Below are 16515 nucleotides of genomic sequence, written 5' to 3'. Positions count from 1 at the left end.
CACGGCCGATATACCAACGGTATGCACGCGTCCGGCGGAGTGCGTCACCTTGCGAGTGGAACCACGGCTCATCCCCAGGACGGAGGGTGGGGCCCGGAATCGGACGCCCACCCCCGTCGTTCGGCGGCTGCCCTCCGCCCCCGGCGGAGGGACTACCCCTACCCGTTCCGTTCCGCCGCAGCTCCGCCCCCGGACCGCCCCTGAGGGACGAGGGGGTATGCCTGCGACGGAAGAGAGCGGGGAGACTCGGTGCCGTGATGAAGCCCTCGGCACGGGCGCTGGCGATCCCGATCCGGGGAATCTCGCTGCTCTTCTCGAAGAGCAGATAGCGCGGCTCCCAGATCGGCCGGTACTTCGCATTGGCCCGGTACAGCGACTCGATCTGCCACCAGCGCGAGAAGAAGCCGAGAACGGAACGCCACAGCCGCAGCACCGGCCCGGCACCGAGCCGCGAACCGCGCTCGAAAACGGAACGGAACATCGCGAAGTTCAGCGAGACGCGTTCCAGCTCGACCTCGGGGGCGCGCTGCAGGAGTTCGATCACCATGAATTCCATCAGGCCGTTCTCGCTGTCGCGGTCCCGGCGCATCAGGTCCAGCGAGAGCCCGTTGGCGCCCCACGGCACGAAGCTCAGCAGGGCCCGCAGCTCGCCGTCCCCGTCGTGGCACTCCAGCATCACGCAGCGGCCGTCGTCCGGGTCGCCGAGCCGCCCCAGCGCCATCGAGAAGCCGCGCTCGGTCTGGCCGTCCCGCCAGTGGTCGGCCTTGTCCAGCAGCTCGGCCATCTCGCCGTCCGGGATCGCCTCGTGCCGCCGGATCCGCACCGTGTAGCCGGCCCGCTTGACCCGGTTGTAGGCCTGCCGGACGACCCGCATCGCCCGCCCGTCCAGCGAGAACTCGTCGATCTCCACGATCGCCTCGTCCCCGAGCTCCAGCGCGTCCAGCCCGTGCCGGGCGTAGATCACACCGGCCTCCTCGGAGGCGCCCATCACCGCCGGCACCCAGGCGTGCTCCCTGGCCTCCTCCAGCCAGGCCTCGATCGCCCCCGGCCAGGCCTCCGGATCACCGATCGGATCGCCCGAGGCCAGCGACACCCCGCCGAGCACCCGGTACGCCACCGCGGACTTCCCCGAGGGCGAGAAGATCACCGCCTTGTCGCGGCGCAGCGCGAAGTACCCCAGCGAGTCCCGCTCCCCCTGCCGGTCCAGCAGTTCGCGCAGCCGCCGCTCGTCCTCGCCGCTCAGCAACTCCTGGCCGCGCGGGCTGCGGAACGCCAGGTACATCACCAGCAGGAAGAGCACCGCGCCCATCGCGTTGATGCCGGCGTTCACCCAGGTCGGCACGGCGATCTGGTCGGCCAGCCGGCCGGACGGCGTCACGGTGACCATCCGGGCCACCGCGTAGCCGAACCGGACACCGAAGCCCGCGCCGTGGATCGTGTTGGTCAGCTGCACCAGCACCGCGCCGACGACGCCGCCGACCACCAGGCCGCCGACGAAGGTCGCCACCCCGGTCTTGGGGTTGGAGCGGTCGCCCTTCGACGTGAACTCGCGCCGTCCGACCAGCAGGGCCAGGAAGAACCCGACGGTGAGCACCGTCGACACATAGTTCAGCGGGTGGTCCGCGAAGGCGCCGCCCGGCACCACCATCAGCAGCACGTACAGCACCGAGAACAGCCCGGACACCACGGCGTTGAAGATCCACGCGGCCCGTTTGCGCCGCCGCATCGCCACCGCCAGGAACAGCGACAGCAGGACGGTGGTCAGGCCCGCGGTCAGCAGGTACGGGGTGAAGAAGTCGCCCTCGTTGTGCTCCTGGACCTGGTCCCGGAACGGGACGGCGAGGACGGCCACCAGGTTCAGCAGGGCCATCAGCCGCAGGTACCAGACGGTGGCCGAGGCGGCCCTCGGCCGCCAGCGGGCGAGCGGCCCCTCGGCGGGGGCGGACCGGGCGGCGGGAACGGCGGTGGGCGCCGGCTTCACAGTGGACACAGCTCCAATTGCAGACGATCGGCCAGGGGGCGCATCCGTACGGCACCCGCGGGGGACGGAGCAGCCCGCATCACCCGGTCATCCGAGCGGCCAGGGCCCGCAGAAGGGCTCCTGTTCCATCGTTCCCCACCCGGGATGAGAATTGCGTGAATCCCCCTGCGGATTCACACCCCCGCCGAACGGCGGGGGTCCCCACCCGCCCGATGGACCGGACGCACCCCCGCCGCGCCCTAGGCTCGGTACCGAACAGCCCACGCCGAGGAGAACCATGCCACCGACCCGCGTTTTGATCGTGGACGACGAGGTCCTGGTCCGCTCCGGCCTCGGCCTGATCGTCGGGTCCGCGCCCGACCTGGAGGTCGTCGGCAGCTGCTCGGGCGGCCAGGCCGAACGGCTCACCGCCGAGCTCCGGCCGCAGGTCGTCCTGCTCGACATCCGGATGCCCGACCTCGACGGCATCAGCGTGCTGCGCCGGCTGCGCGCCCTCCCCGACCCGCCGGCCGTCACCATGCTCACCACCTTCGACACCGACGAGTACATCGGCACCGCGCTGCGCGCCGGCGCGGCCGGCTTCCTGCTCAAGGACACCGCCCCCGAGCAGCTGGTGCACGCCGTCCGGGTGCTTGCCGCCGGCGGCAGCATGCTCTCGCCCACCGTCACCCGCACCGTGATCGGCGGCTACGTCGACGGCGGCGGGCCGGACGCCGACGCCGCCGCGCTCGCCCGCCAGCTCACCGGCCGCGAACTCGACGTGCTCGCCCTGCTCGGCGAGGGCCTGTCCAATGCCGAGATCGCCGACCGGCTGTTCCTCGGCACCGGCACCGTCAAGGACCACATCAGCGCGATCCTGGCCAAGCTCGGCGCCGCCAACCGGGTCCAGGCCGCCGTGGTGGCCCACCGGGCCGGCCTGGTCCGCAACCCCCGCCATCCCGGCGCATGACCACCCCCGCACCGCTGCCCGGCCCGCTGCCCGCCCGGCTCACCGCGCCCTGGCTGATGCTGCTCCTCCCGGTGCTGATGGCCGCCCTGGATGCCGCCCTGGTCTCCAAGGGCGCAGCCTGGTGGGAGGTCGCGCTGTCCGGTCTCGCCACCGCCGTCCTGCTGCTGCGGCGCCGGCTGCCGGTGCTCGTCCTGCTGCTCACGCTGCCCGGCACCTTCGTGAACTACATCTGGATCGCCCCGATGACGGCCGTGTACTCGGTCGCCGCCGACCCGCGCTCCCGGCTGCGGACCACCGCCGCGTGCGCGACCGCGTTCGCCCTCACCGAGTTCTTCCACTGGCCGCTCTCCGACCACCCGCTCGCCCTGGACCGGGACAACGCGCTGTACGCCATCCAGTGCGTGATGCTCGCCGCCGGGCCCGCCGCCCTCGGCCTGCTCGCCCGGACCAGGCGCGAGCTCGCCGACCGGCTCGACGACCTCACCCGCGGCCAGGAGCGGGAGAGCCGGCTGCTCGCCGAGCGGGTGCTGGCCACCGAGCGGGCCCGGCTCGCCCGCGAGATGCACGACGTGGTGTCGCACCAGGTCAGCCTGATCTCGATCCAGGCCGGCGGGCTCCAGGTCTCCACCGGCGACCCGGTCGCCAAGGAGACCGCGGGCACCATCCGCGAGCTCGCCGTCCGCACCCTGGAGGAGCTGCGCCAGATGGTCGGCGTGCTGCGCGCCGCCGGGGTACGGCAGGACACCCCCTCGCCCCCAGCCGCGGCTGGGCGACCTGCCGGGCCTGATCGACGGCTCCGGGCTGCCGGTCACCAGTGAGCTCCACCCGGGGCTGCGGCGCTGGCCGGAGGCGGTCGAGCGGGCCGCCTACCGGACCGTCCAGGAGGCGCTCACCAACGCCCGCAAGCACGCTCCCGGGGCGGCCGTGACCGTCCGGGTGCTCGGCCGCGGCGCCCGGCTGCTCGTCGAGGTGCACAACGGCCCGCCGCCGCTGCACGCCGAGCGGGACGCCCCGCTGCCCGGCGGCGGCCACGGGCTGGTCGGCCTGCGCGAGCGGGCCCAGCTGCTCGGCGGCACCCTCACCGCGGCCGCCACTCCGGACGGCGGCTTCGCCGTCCGGGCGAACCTGCCCGCCGCGGTCGAGTAGCCGCCCCGGAACGGGAACGGCGCCCTCCCCCACGAGGGGGAGGGCGCCGCAGCGGGCCGATCGGTGATCAGCTGGCGCTGTAGTAGCCCATCAGGTCGACGATCACGTCGGCCGGGCTGTTGGTGGTGATGTCCACCGAGTTGTCGTGCACCGGGACGACCACCGCGTTGGCGATCATGTTGTTCACGCCCATCCAGTTGAGGTTGGACGAGCCCGGCTTGGTGGTGTTGCCCGGCCAGGCGGTCAGGAAGCCGTCGCCGTGGGTGTTGACCACGGTGACGTTCAGGACCACCGAGGTGGCACCCGCCAGCACGCCGCTGTCGTTCAGGTTGATGTGCAGGGTGTTGCCGTTGATCTGGCCGGGGGCCGCAGCACCCTTGCCGTACCGGGTGTCCACGATGCGCTTCGGGCCGGCCACGTGGAACTTGGCCCCGGAGTCGCTGGTGAAGTAGCCGAACACGTCGGCGAGAACGTCGACCTGACCGCCCATGCCGTTGTGGAAGGTCACCTTGCCGTCGGTGCCGACCGGCACCACGACCAGGTTCGGCACGGTCTTCTTGTCGGTCCAGTTGAGGTTGGACGACTTGACCGCGCCGCCGGTCGGGATGACGGCCATCCAGCCGTCGCCCTGCCCGCGGGTCACCGTGGTGTTGAGGACGACCGCGGTCACGTTGGTGGCCGGCACGCCGTTGGCGTTGCCCTTGGCGTCCTTGCCACCGGCGATCTTGACGCTGATGTCGGCCCCACCGGCGACCGGCGCCTTGGCCGTGTTGTTGGCGTCGCCGTAGCGGGTGTCGAACAGCCGGGCCGGAGCCAGCGGCACGAAGTTCGCACCGGCGGTGTCCGGGGTGTAGTACCCGAGCAGGTCGACGACGACGCGGGCCGGGCTGCTCCAGGCACCGTTGAACATGCTGATCTTGCCGCCGGCACCGACCGGGACGGTGACCAGGTTCGGCACGGCGCCGCTGTGGTCCACCCAGTTGATGTTGGAGGTGACGGGCTGGGCCTTGCCGGTCGGCCAGACGGTCAGGTAGCCGACACCGGAGGTGTTGGCCACGGTGACGTTCAGCGCGACCGCGGTGACGCCGGCCGGCACACCGTTGGGGTTGCCCTTCGCGTCATTGCCGCCGGCGATCTGGAGGCTGGTGTTGCCGCGGGCCGGGATGGCCCCCGGGACACCGGTGTCCAGCAGACGGGTCGGCGAGACGCTGGTGAAGCTGCCCGCCGGCTGCGAGGGCAGCTGCCGGCAGAGCGCGGCGATCAGACCGCGGCCCTTGGGCGAACCGAGGCCGGTCGCCATGTCGTAGCCGCCGGTCGCCTGGTAGCTGCCGCCGAAGTAGCCGGAAGCCGTCAGGTCGTTGCTGCTGAAGTCGCTCACGTCGTTGAAGACGGACGTGTTGCCGACCAGCTTGTACAGGGCCGGGTTCAGGAAGCCGACCGGACCGTTGGCCGCGCAAGCGACCGACGAGTTGGCGGTGGCGACGATCGCGGCCCACAGCGGGGCGGCGGCGCTGGTGCCACCGTAGATGCTGTACCAGACGCCCTGCGAGTCCACGTTGGTGAACACGAGGTAGCCGTGGTTCGGGTCGGCGAGGGCCGAGACGTCAGGGACCTGACGGCAGCTCTCGCCGGCACCCGCACCGCAGACAGTGGGGTCGTAACCGGCGCCGTGGACGGACCCGGCCGGGTTGTCCGCGTCGCTGAGCTTCCAGTACTTGGAGACGCCGCCGCCGCCCGCGCCCTGACCGTCGTTCCAGGTCGAGAACGAGCTGGGAACGGAGCCGGAGTGCGAGGTGCCGCCGACACCGGTGATGTACGGCAGGGCCGCCGGGTTGTCCACGCTGAGGCGCGCGTCCTGGGTGCCGCCGTAGCGGTAGCAGTCGGTGGAGCCGGAGTCGCCGGAGGCGGCGACGACGGACTGACCCTGGGCCGCGGCCTGCTGGAGGATGAGGTTCAGGGTGGAGTCGGCACCGCGGACCAGGTCGCAACGGCCCCAGCTGATCGACACCACGCTGGCGCGGTTGTCGTTGACGATCCGCGAGTAGTTGTCGACGAGACCCTGCTCGGTGTTCGCGTCCTGGTAGACCAGGATGGTCGAACCGGGCGCGAGGCTGGCGACCGTCTCGATGTCGAGCGCGGTCTCGCCGCCCTCGCCGTTCGCGGTGTCCGGCGCGCCGGCCTGGCCGCCGACGCGGACATTGCTGACGTTGGCCTTGGTGCCGTTGCAGCTCTGGTATTCGTTGACCGCGGCGGAGGAGTAGTTCTCCAGCGACATGATCGCGACCGTGGCGCCGAAGGCGCCGTCGGGCATGTTGTTCATGTCGTAGGCGGTGGCCAGCGTGCCGGAGCTGTAGTAGTTCTGGCCGTCGACCATGCCCTGACTGCCGAGGAAGCTGCTCCAGTCGGAGCACAGATGCGGGTTGGCGTTGATGTTGTGCGGCGCCACCGCGTTCGGCTTCACCTTGGCGGGCTTCGGCTTCTGCTTCGGCACGTTGCGGGGCGTCGCCCTGGTGGCCGTGTCGAGGCCGGTGATGCCCGCGATCTTGCCGGCCACGTCGCCGCGGACGGCCGGGGCCTTGGTGTTGCTGAAGCCGGTCGAGCCGTCCGCCAGCTTGTAGCCGGCGAAGTCGGTGTCGAAGGCCTTCTTCGCCTCGGCCACGGTGGCCTTGACCGGGATGGTCAGGCCGTTGGCACTGACCTCACCCGGGTGCAGGCCGGCCGCGGTCAGCGCCTGGCGCACGCTCGCCACGGTGGCCGCGTCGGCGCCGAAGCGCTTACCGAACTCACCGGTGCCGAGGTAGTGCTTGTAGAGCGGCGAGGCCGGGTTGGAGACCGCGTTGACGAACGTGGTCAGCGCAACCTGGTCACGGGGCTGCAGGGTGATGCTGAGGTCGATCTGGGTGATGTCGGCAGGCGCGGTGGACTTGGTGGCGCCGTGCGGGACAACGGGAGCGGAACCGACGCGCTTGGGCGTCAGCGACTCCGCCTGAGCGGTCGCGAGGGTGGGCAGGCCTGCCCCGGCGACCAGAGCAGCGGTGACGACGGCGAGGGTGGTCGCGCGTCCTATCCCCCTGGTTCGTGGCGTCCGGATCGGACCCAACGGGTCGAGCATCCGCGATCTCCTTGGATGACAATGCTGCGGATATGGGTGGAATTCCGGACAGAACGACGTCCCCGCGACTTAAAGACAGAGGCCTGGTCAGCCGCTCGAAGCGGCGATTCTCCGGCCATCCCCCACGTACAACCCCCGCGGAGACCTCCGAGTTGGCACCAGCGGGCACCAAATCGGACATTTCCTCGAACTGTCGAACGGAATTTCCGAAGGATGTTTTATCAGCCCCTCAGGACAGAATCCGTTCGGGGGCACCTGCTGTTACCACTCGGAGACCTTGGTGAACACGGGACAAGGCCGGGAAGGCGTCGCCGAGGGGGCGCGCAGGAGCACGGGCCCGCATGCGGACAACGAGAAAGCCCCGCAGATCCGAAGATCTGCGGGGCTTCGCTGTGCGCGAGGGGGAGTTGAACCCCCACGCCCTTTCGGGCACTGGAACCTGAATCCAGCGCGTCTGCCTATTCCGCCACCCGCGCAAGGGTGTCGCAGTCGGGCGCTTGCGTGCCTTCCTGCTCGTCGAGAACCTTACCGCATCCTCGCCGGTCTTCCGTTCTTCCCTCTCGGGCGCCCCTTCCGACATGCAAAACATTAGCACGACCTGCGGGCTACCTCCGAATCAGTTGCCCCGCCACCCGGCCGACCGGTCGGCCGGGACCCCGACGAACGGGTGACCGAGGGGTGAGAAGGGCCCCGGGCGGGTAGCCCTGGCTTGCCGCCCGTCGGCACCCTCCGTACCCGGACCCGTCCCCGTCCGACCCGTGTGCCGGGTCTCACGCCCCGGGACCACGTCCACGGGGAACCGTACGGATGGGCCCGACGTGGATACGATCAGTACGGAAAACCGCAACCCGGCCCGCGAGCGCGGCCCGGTCGAAGCCCTGGAAGGGGGTGCCCCGTGGGAGTCCTGAAGAAGTTCGAGCAGCGGCTCGAGGGTCTCGTGAACGGCACCTTCGCCAAGGTGTTCAAGTCCGAGGTCCAACCGGTGGAGATCGCCGGCGCGCTCCAGCGCGAGTGCGACAACAACGCCACCATCTGGAACCGCGACCGCACCGTCGTCCCCAACGACTTCATCGTCGAGCTCAGCCCGCACGACCACGAGCGGCTCAGCCCGTACGCCGGCCAGCTCGGGACGGAGCTCGCCGGGATGGTCCGCGAGTACGCCGAGGCGCAGCGCTACAGCTTCATGGGCCCGCTCAAGGTCACCCTGGAGAAGGCCGACGAGCTCGACACCGGCCTGTACCGGGTGCGCAGCCGCACGCTGGCCGGCGAGGAGCCGGCCCAGCAGCAGGCCGCCCCGGGCGGCTACGAGCGGCGCCCGACCCCGCCGGCGCCCGGCGCGCCCTGGCAGCAGCCGGGCGCGGCCCCGTACAACGCGCCGCCGCCGCCCGCGGCGCCGCCCGCGATGCCGGCGAACCCGCCCGCCGCGGGCGGGAACGTCCGGCCGTTCCCCGGCTCCGGCCACAGCGGTGCGAACACCCGGCGCTGGATCGAGGTCAACGGCACCCGCTACCAGATCACGGGCAACGCCTGCGTGCTGGGCAGGTCCACCGAGGCCGACGTCCGGATCGACGACCCCGGGGTGTCCCGCAAGCACGCGGAGATCCGGCCGGGCACGCCTCCGATGGTGCTCGACCTCGGGTCCACCAACGGCATCGTGGTGGACGGGCAGCACACCCAGCGCGCTACGCTCCGCGACGGCTCCCGAATCGTCCTCGGGTCCACCACCATCGTCTACCGACAGGTCGAAGGGTAGAGCGGGCCACTCATGTCAGAACTGACCCTGACGGTCATGCGGCTGGGCTTCCTCGCCGTGCTGTGGCTGTTCGTCATCGTCGCGGTGCAGGTCATCCGCAGCGACCTCTTCGGCACGAAGGTGAACCAGCGCACCGCGCGGCGCACCGCCCCGGCCGCCGCCGCCTCCGGTGCCCGCCCGCCCCAGCAGGGCGGGCCCGCCGCACCCCCGCAGCCGCGCCAGCGCCGCGGAGCCCCGACCCACCTGGTGGTCGTGCAGGGCTCCCTGGCCGGCACCACCGTCGCCCTCCAGGGCCAGACGATCACGCTGGGCCGGGCGCACGACTCCACCATCGTGCTGGACGACGACTACGCCTCCTCCCGCCATGCCAGGATCTATCCGGATCAGGCTGGGCAGTGGACGGTGGAGGATCTAGGCTCCACCAACGGCACCTATCTGGACCGGCAGCGGCTCACCGCGCCGATGCCGCTCCAGCCGGGCATGCCGATCCGTATCGGCCGGACCGTCATCGAACTGCGGAAGTAGCGGCGCATGAGGGACACCACCCCGTCCAAGACCAGCCGGGAGCGCGGCCCCCGCGCTGCCGCTGCCGTGCGCGCCCGCGGCATGGTCACCGCCGAGCAGTCCCGGAAGGGGGCGGCGACCGCATGAGCCTCGTGCTGCGCTTCGCCGCCGGCTCGCACAAGGGCCTGATCCGGGAGGGGAACGAGGACTCCGGCTACGCCGGTCCGAGGCTGCTCGCCGTCGCCGACGGCATGGGCGGCGCCGCGGCCGGCGAGGTCGCCTCCTCCGAGGTGCTCGGGTCGATCGTCCGGCTCGACGAGGACGTCCCCGGCGCCGACCTGCTGACCCTCCTCGGGGAGGCTGTCCAGGGCGCGAACGACCGGCTGCGGCAGATGGTCGAGGAGGACCCGCAGCTGGAGGGCATGGGCTGCACCCTGACCGCCATGCTGTGGACCGGCCAGCGGATGGGCATGGTGCACATCGGCGACTCCCGCGCCTACCTGCTGCGGGACGGCTCGCTGACCCAGATCACCCAGGACCACACGTGGGTCCAGCGCCTGGTCGACGAGGGCCGGATCACGCCGGAGGAGGCCGAGACCCACCCGCAGCGCTCCCTGCTGATGCGGGCACTGGACGGCCGCGGCCAGGTCGAGCCCGACCTGTCGATCCGCGAGGTCCGGGCCGGCGACCGCTACCTGATCTGCTCCGACGGCCTGTCCGGCCCGGTCAGCCACCAGACCCTGGAGGAGACGCTCGGGAGCTACTACGCCCCGCAGCAGACCGTCCAGGAGCTGATCCAGCTGGCGCTGCGCGGCGGCGGCCCGGACAACATCACCTGCATCGTGGCGGACGTCATCGACGTCGGCGCCACCGACACCCTCAGCGGCCAGCTCGCCGACATCCCGGTGGTGGTGGGTGCCGTCGCCGAGGCGCAGCCGCACCACGCCGACCCCGGGCTGCTGAACACCCCGGCCGGCCGCGCCGCCGGGCTCGGCCGCCCGCAGGCCCCGCAGGGCGCCTTCGGCCCCGCCAACGGCTACGACACCGCTCCGGGCTTCGGCCCCGCGGAGGGCTACGCGGACGGCTACGGCGATCCCCAGGGCGGTTACGGCGCCGCCGACGAGCAGGCGTACGAGGGCTACGAGGAAGGCCGCTCGCGGCGTCGCAAGAAGGGCCGCGGGCTCAAGCTGACGCTGAGCGCGCTGGTCGTGCTCGGCCTGCTGGGCGGCGGCGGCTACCTCGGCTGGCGCTGGACGCAGGACCAGTACTACGTCGGCGCCGACGGCGACGGTGTGGCGGTCTACCGCGGCCTCAACCAGAGCCTGGCCGGGCTGAGCCTGTCCTCGGTGTACGAGAAGCACGCCGACATCGAGCTCAAGTTCCTCCCCGACTACCAGCGGACGCAGGTCGGCAAGACCATCCAGGCGAAGAGCCTGGCGGACGCCCAGGACCAGGTCCGCACGCTCGGCGCACAGGCCGCGGTCTGCAAGAAGGTCTCGCAGGGCGCCACCACCGCCCCGCAGCCCGGCACGGCGAGCCCGAGCCCCAGCCCGACCGCCACCTCGACCGCCCTGACCACCGCGGCCCTGCGCACCGAGGGCACCGCGAGCCCCAGCCCCAGCCCGACGTCCGGCACCCTGAGCACCGGGAACCCCGGCACCACGCCCGAACTCACCGAGCAGGAGAAGCAGCTGGCGGCCTCCTGCCCGACCAAGTAGCACCATCCCCCGCCAGGGGACTCAGCCGTCGGGGAGCGGCCTACACGTGAGCACCTTTGACCTGAGCAACAGTTCCACCGACCGCGGCGCCCGACGCGCCAACACCACCATCACCCCGCAGAACGCGCCCAACCGCCGCAACACCGAGCTCGCCATGCTCGCCTTCGCGGTGGTGCTGCCCGTCTTCGCCTACGCCAACGTCGGCCTCGCGATGGACGGCACGCTGCCGGCCGGCATGCTCGCCTACGGGCTGGGCATGGGCGCGCTCGCCCTCGTCGCCCACCTGGTGATGCGCCGCTTCGCGCCGTACGCGGACCCGCTGCTGCTGCCGCTGGCCACCCTGCTGAACGGGCTCGGCCTGGTGATGATCTGGCGGCTGGACAAGGCCGGCAAGCTGCTCGCCAGCAACTACCCGGCCGCCGCCAACCAGCTGATGTGGTCGGGTCTGGGCATCGCGTTCTTCATCGGCGTGATCGTGCTGCTGAAGGACCACCGGATCCTCCAGCGCTACACCTACATCTCGATGGCGGTGGCCCTGGTGCTGCTCGCGGCGCCGGCGTTCTTCCCGTCCCGGCCGGGCGACTTCGGCGCCAAGATCTGGATCCACATCGGCAGCTTCTCCATCCAGCCCGGCGAATTCGCCAAGATCATCCTGACGATCTTCTTCTCCGGCTACCTGATGGTCAAGCGCGACGCCCTGGCCCTGGCCAGCCGCCGCTTCATGGGGCTGTACCTGCCGCGCGGCCGCGACCTCGGCCCGATCATCGTGGTCTGGCTGCTGTCGATCCTCATCCTGATCTTCGAGACCGACCTCGGCTCGTCCTTCCTGTTCTTCGGCCTCTTCGTGGTGATGCTCTACGTCGCCACCGAGCGGACCAGCTGGATCGTCTTCGGCCTGATCATGTCGATCGGCGGCGCGACCGTGGTCGCCATGGCCGAGCCGCACGTCAAGACCCGCATCAACGCCTGGCTCGACCCGATGGCCGCGTTCGGCCCGCACCCGCCGGCGCAGTCCAGCGAGCAGATCGGCCAGACCCTGATGGCGTTCGGCTCCGGCGGCGTCACCGGCTCCGGTCTGGGCCAGGGCCGCTCCTGGCTGATCCAGTTCGCCGCCAAGAGCGACTTCATCCTCGGCTCGTTCGGCGAGGAGCTCGGCCTCACCGGCATGATGGCGCTCTTCCTGCTGTACGGCCTGATCGTCCAGCGCGGCCTGCGCACCGCCGTGGCGGCCCGCGACCCGTTCGGCAAGCTGCTCGCCGTCGGCCTCTCGTCCGCGTTCGCGCTGCAGGTCTTCGTGGTCGCCGGCGGCGTCACCGGCCTCATCCCGCTGACCGGTATGACGATGCCGTTCCTCGCCCAGGGCGGTTCGTCGGTGGTCGCCAACTGGGCCCTGATCGCCATCCTGCTCAAGATCAGCGACAGCGCCCGCCGCCCCGCAGCCGAGCCCGAACCGGCCACCGCGCCGTCCCCGGCCCCGGCCCGATAGGGAGATCCGCACGTGAACAAGCCCATCCGCCGGGTCTCGGTGTTCTGCCTGGTCCTCGTCCTCGCCCTGCTGGTGCGCACCAACTGGGTGCAGGGGGTCCAGGCCCAGGCCTGGGCGAGCAACCAGCACAACGACCGCAACAAGTACGACCGCTACGCCTATCCGCGCGGCAACATCATCGTCGGCGGCCAGCCGGTCACCAACTCCGACTTCGTCAACGGCCTGCGCTACAAGTACAAGCGCAGCTGGGTCGACGGCCCGATGTACGCCCCGGTCACCGGCTACTCCTCGCAGTCCTTCGGCACCAGCCAGCTGGAGTCCCTGGAGGACGGCATCCTGGCCGGCACCGACTCGCGGCTCTTCTTCCGCAACACCCTCGACATGCTGACGGGCGGCGACAAGAAGGGCGGCAACGTCGTCACCACGATCAACGCCAAGGCCCAGAAGGCCGCCTTCGAGGGCCTGGGCAACAAGAAGGGCGCCGCGGTCGCGATCGACCCGCGCACCGGCGCGATCCTCGCGCTGGTCTCCACCCCGTCCTACGACCCCGGCACCTTCTCCGGCAGCACCGCCGCCGACGCCAAGGCCTGGACGGACCTCAACGCCGACCCGAACAAGCCGATGCTGAACCGGGCGCTGCGCGAGACGTACCCGCCCGGCTCGACCTTCAAGCTGATCACCGCGGCGGCCGCCTTCGAGACCGGGATGTTCCAGAACCCCGAGGACAAGACGGACACCCCCAACCCGTACACCCTGCCCGGCACCAAGACCGTGCTGAAGAACGCCTCGGACACCGAGCCCTGCGAGAACGCCACACTGCTGGTCGGCATGGACTTCTCCTGCAACACCGTCTTCGGCAAGATCGGCGCCGACCTGGGCAAGGACAAGCTGCGCGCCCAGGCCGAGAAGTTCGGCTTCAACAACTCCCAGGTGGATGTGCCGATCCGGCCGTCCACCAGCGTGTTCCCGACGAACTCCTCGCCGGACGGCACCGCGATGGACGCCATCGGCCAGCACGACACCCGGGCCACCCCGCTCCAGATGGCCATGGTCGCCGCGGCGATCGCCAACAACGGCAGCCTGATGCAGCCGTACCTGGTGGACCAGGAGCAGGCCGGGAACCTCGCCGTGGTGTCCAAGCACTCCGAGAAGCAGCTCAGCCAGGCGGTCTCCCCGGCCACCGCGCAGAAGCTGCAGCAGCTGATGGAGTCCGTGGTCAAGAACGGCACCGGCACCAAGGCGCAGATCGACGGCGTCACCGTCGGCGGCAAGACCGGCACCGCCCAGCACGGCCAGGACAACAGCGGCCTGCCGTTCGCCTGGTTCATGTCCTACGCCAAGGGCGCCGACGGCAAGCAGGTCGCCGTCGCGGTCGTGGTCGAGGACGGCGCCGCCGAGAGCCGCGAGATCAGCGGCGGCTCGATCGCCGCGCCGATCGCGAAGAGCGTCATGGAAGCCGTGGTCAAGGGGTAGCGACGCGTCACCGGCCTGCGTGATTGGTCACAGCGGGGCCGTTCCGGTGCATACCGGTCTGGTCTCAGCTGGCAGGCTGTTCGGGTCGTCTCAGGTTCGCCCGGTAGCGTATCCGCCAGCAGCGGGTGTATCCGCCGCCGACCACGGCTCCGGCCGCGGGCCGGCGGGTGGAGAACCGGGGCGTCTGCGACAGCGTCAAACAGAGCGTGCGGGGACACCTACGTCACATCCTCACCGGCCGGTGAGGGAGAGGGTCGGAACTATGGAAGAGCCTCGTCGCCTCGGCGGCAGGTACGAGCTCGGCGGCGTCCTCGGACGCGGCGGCATGGCCGAGGTCTACCTGGGCCATGACACCCGGCTCGGCCGCTCGGTCGCCGTGAAGACGCTCCGCGCCGACATGGCCCGCGACCCGTCGTTCCAGGCCCGGTTCCGCCGCGAGGCCCAGTCCGCCGCCTCGCTGAACCACCCCGCGATCGTCGCCGTGTACGACACCGGCGAGGACTACATCGACGGCATCTCCATCCCGTACATCGTGATGGAGTACGTCGAGGGCTCCACCCTCCGCGAGCTGCTGCACTCCGGCCGACGACTGCTGCCCGAGCGCGCGCTCGAGATGACCATCGGCATCCTCCAGGCGCTGGAGTACTCGCACCGGGCCGGCATCGTCCACCGCGACATCAAGCCCGCCAACGTCATGCTCACCCGCCAGGGCAACGTCAAGGTCATGGACTTCGGCATCGCCCGCGCGATGGGCGACGCCGGCATGACGATGACCCAGACCTCGGCCGTCATCGGCACCGCCCAGTACCTCTCCCCGGAGCAGGCCAAGGGCGAGACCGTCGACGCCCGCTCCGACCTGTACTCCACCGGCTGCCTGCTCTACGAGCTGCTGACCGTCCGGCCGCCGTTCGTCGGCGACTCCCCGGTCGCGGTGGCGTACCAGCACGTCCGGGAGGAGGCCCAGCCGCCGTCCGCGTTCGACCCCGAGGTCCGCCCCGAGATCGACGCGATCGTGCTGAAGGCCCTCGCCAAGGAGCGCGACTACCGGTACCAGAGCGCCGACGAGATGCGCGACGACATCGAGCGCTTCCTCGACGGCCTCCCGGTCGCCGCCGCCCAGCAGGCCGCCGCGTTCGGCATGGGCGGCTACGGCTACGACCAGGGCGGCGCCCAGTACGACCCGTACGGCCAGACCAACCTGCTGCCCCAGCAGGGCGCGGCCGGCCCCACCACCATGCTTCCGCCGGTCGGCTCCCAGCAGTCCGGCTACGGCTACCCGCAGGAGGGCTACGGCGGCGGCCAGGGCGGCTACGACAACGGCGACGACGGCTACGACCGGCCCAGCCGCCGGGCCAACCCGCCGAAGAAGAACAACACCTCCTGGATCGTGCTGGCCGTGGCCGCGGTGCTCGTCCTGGTCGGTGCCTTCTTCGTCGTGCAGGCCATGCTGAACAGCGGCAGCGGCGCGAGTGGCCAGACCACCTCGCCGAACCTGGTCGGCCTCAGCCTCACCGACGCGCAGACCAAGGCCAAGCAGCAGAACGCCAAGCTGCAGGTGGCGGCCGCCAACCCGATCGCCTGCCCCGACGCCAAGATCCAGAAGGACCAGGTCTGCACCCAGGACCCGGCGGCCGGCAACAAGATCGACGAGACCACGGTCATCAAGGTCCACCTGTCGACCGGCCCGGTCGAGACCGACATCCCGGAGGTCTCCGGCCAGTCCGTGGACTCCGCCACCGCGCAGCTCCAGCAGGCCGGCTTCACCGTCGAGACCCAGACCAAGAACGACGACACCGTCGACCAGAACAAGGTCATCTCGTACTCGCCGACCGGCAAGGCGCCCGCCGGCTCCAAGATCACCCTGGTGGTCTCGGGCGGCACCGGCAAGTTCCCCGTCCCGAACGTGATCGGCAAGACCAAGGCCGACGCCAGCCAGGCGATCACCGACGCCGGGCTGCAGGTCTCGATCAAGACCACGGTGGTGACCGACCCTGCGCAGGTCGACGTGGTGCAGTCGCAGAGCCCGACCGACGGCCAGCTGAAGAAGAACGGCACAGTCACCATCACTGTCGGCAAGCTGGCCGACAAGGTCTTCGTCCCCGTCCTCCAGGGCAAGACCTACAAGGAGGCCTTCGCGATGCTGACCCAGCGCGGCCTGGCCCCGCTGGTCATCAGCGGTCCGCAGGACGACACCGCGATCGTGGTCACCAGCGACCCGCCGTCGGGCACCCCGGTCGACGCCGGCACCACGATCCGGCTCACCACCAAGCCGGGCGGCCTCGGCCTCCCCGGCGGCAACTGACCGGACGGCACCACCCCGGAGGGGCCGCGCGAACCGCGCGGCCCCTCCGGGCTTTTCCGCGGCCGGACGGCGGTGCGGGCACCGGTTGTGC

Annotated in this window: 10 protein-coding genes, 1 tRNA gene and 1 pseudogene; 9 read left to right on the top strand and 3 right to left on the bottom strand. The window is 71.2% G+C overall.

Annotated features, from left to right (window positions below):
- Nucleotides 1-217: 217 nt before the first annotated feature.
- A pseudogene (locus ABEB13_RS21615) lies at nt 218-1990 on the bottom strand (phosphatidylglycerol lysyltransferase domain-containing protein); the annotation flags it as partial.
- Nucleotides 1991-2258: 268 nt separating this feature from the next.
- Between ABEB13_RS21615 and ABEB13_RS21610 the strand changes: the two are divergent.
- Genes ABEB13_RS21610 through ABEB13_RS21600 form a run of 3 tightly spaced genes read left to right on the top strand, consistent with a single transcriptional unit; the run spans nt 2259 to nt 4076 of the window.
- Nucleotides 2259-2930 (top strand): response regulator, encoded by a 672-nt coding sequence (locus ABEB13_RS21610; protein WP_345706809.1) that lies wholly within the window; start codon nt 2259-2261, stop codon nt 2928-2930.
- The gene (locus ABEB13_RS21605) at nt 2927-3748 is read left to right on the top strand and encodes a sensor histidine kinase (protein WP_345706808.1); all 822 of its coding nucleotides are present in this window, start codon (nt 2927-2929) and stop codon (nt 3746-3748) included. Before ABEB13_RS21610 ends, ABEB13_RS21605 begins: the two co-directional genes overlap by 4 nt.
- On the top strand, nt 3696-4076 hold the full coding sequence (locus tag ABEB13_RS21600) for a sensor histidine kinase (protein WP_345709768.1): 381 nt from the start codon (nt 3696-3698) through the stop codon (nt 4074-4076). Before ABEB13_RS21605 ends, ABEB13_RS21600 begins: the two co-directional genes overlap by 53 nt.
- A 67-nt stretch (nt 4077-4143) precedes the next feature.
- On the opposite strand, the gene ABEB13_RS21595 is transcribed toward ABEB13_RS21600, so the two are convergent.
- Nucleotides 4144-7188, bottom strand: a complete 3045-nt coding sequence (locus ABEB13_RS21595; protein ID WP_345706807.1) for a S53 family peptidase — start codon at nt 7186-7188, stop codon at nt 4144-4146.
- Between the two features lie 392 nt (nt 7189-7580).
- Nucleotides 7581-7665: transfer RNA gene (locus ABEB13_RS21590), tRNA-Leu, on the bottom strand.
- Nucleotides 7666-8083: 418 nt separating this feature from the next.
- On the opposite strand from ABEB13_RS21590, the gene ABEB13_RS21585 reads away from it, so the two are divergent.
- The 6 genes from ABEB13_RS21585 to pknB all read left to right on the top strand — a co-directional run bounded on the left by ABEB13_RS21585 (nt 8084) and on the right by pknB (nt 16424).
- Nucleotides 8084-8941: an FHA domain-containing protein gene (locus ABEB13_RS21585; RefSeq protein ID WP_345706806.1), complete on the top strand. Its 858-nt coding sequence runs from the start codon at nt 8084-8086 to the stop codon at nt 8939-8941.
- Nucleotides 8942-8953: 12 nt separating this feature from the next.
- The gene (locus tag ABEB13_RS21580; RefSeq protein ID WP_345706805.1) at nt 8954-9466 is read left to right on the top strand and encodes an FHA domain-containing protein FhaB/FipA; all 513 of its coding nucleotides are present in this window, start codon (nt 8954-8956) and stop codon (nt 9464-9466) included.
- A 122-nt stretch (nt 9467-9588) separates the two neighbouring features.
- Nucleotides 9589-11163: a PP2C family protein-serine/threonine phosphatase gene (locus ABEB13_RS21575; protein ID WP_345706804.1), complete on the top strand. Its 1575-nt coding sequence runs from the start codon at nt 9589-9591 to the stop codon at nt 11161-11163.
- 46 nt (nt 11164-11209) lie between these two features.
- Nucleotides 11210-12649 (top strand): FtsW/RodA/SpoVE family cell cycle protein, encoded by a 1440-nt coding sequence (locus ABEB13_RS21570; protein WP_345706803.1) that lies wholly within the window; start codon nt 11210-11212, stop codon nt 12647-12649.
- Nucleotides 12650-12661: 12 nt separating this feature from the next.
- Entirely contained in the window at nt 12662-14122 is a 1461-nt protein-coding gene (locus ABEB13_RS21565) for a peptidoglycan D,D-transpeptidase FtsI family protein (RefSeq protein ID WP_345706802.1), read from the top strand.
- A gap of 262 nt (nt 14123-14384) precedes the next feature.
- Complete coding sequence (gene pknB / locus ABEB13_RS21560; protein WP_345706801.1) at nt 14385-16424, top strand: Stk1 family PASTA domain-containing Ser/Thr kinase; 2040 nt, start codon at nt 14385-14387, stop codon at nt 16422-16424.
- Nucleotides 16425-16515: the final 91 nt, after the last annotated feature.

The organism is Kitasatospora paranensis (assembly GCF_039544005.1).
GTDB classification, from domain to species: Bacteria; Actinomycetota; Actinomycetes; order Streptomycetales; family Streptomycetaceae; genus Kitasatospora; species Kitasatospora paranensis.
Note: the sequence above shows the minus strand (reverse complement) of the source record. Positions and strands in the feature narration are given on the sequence as shown.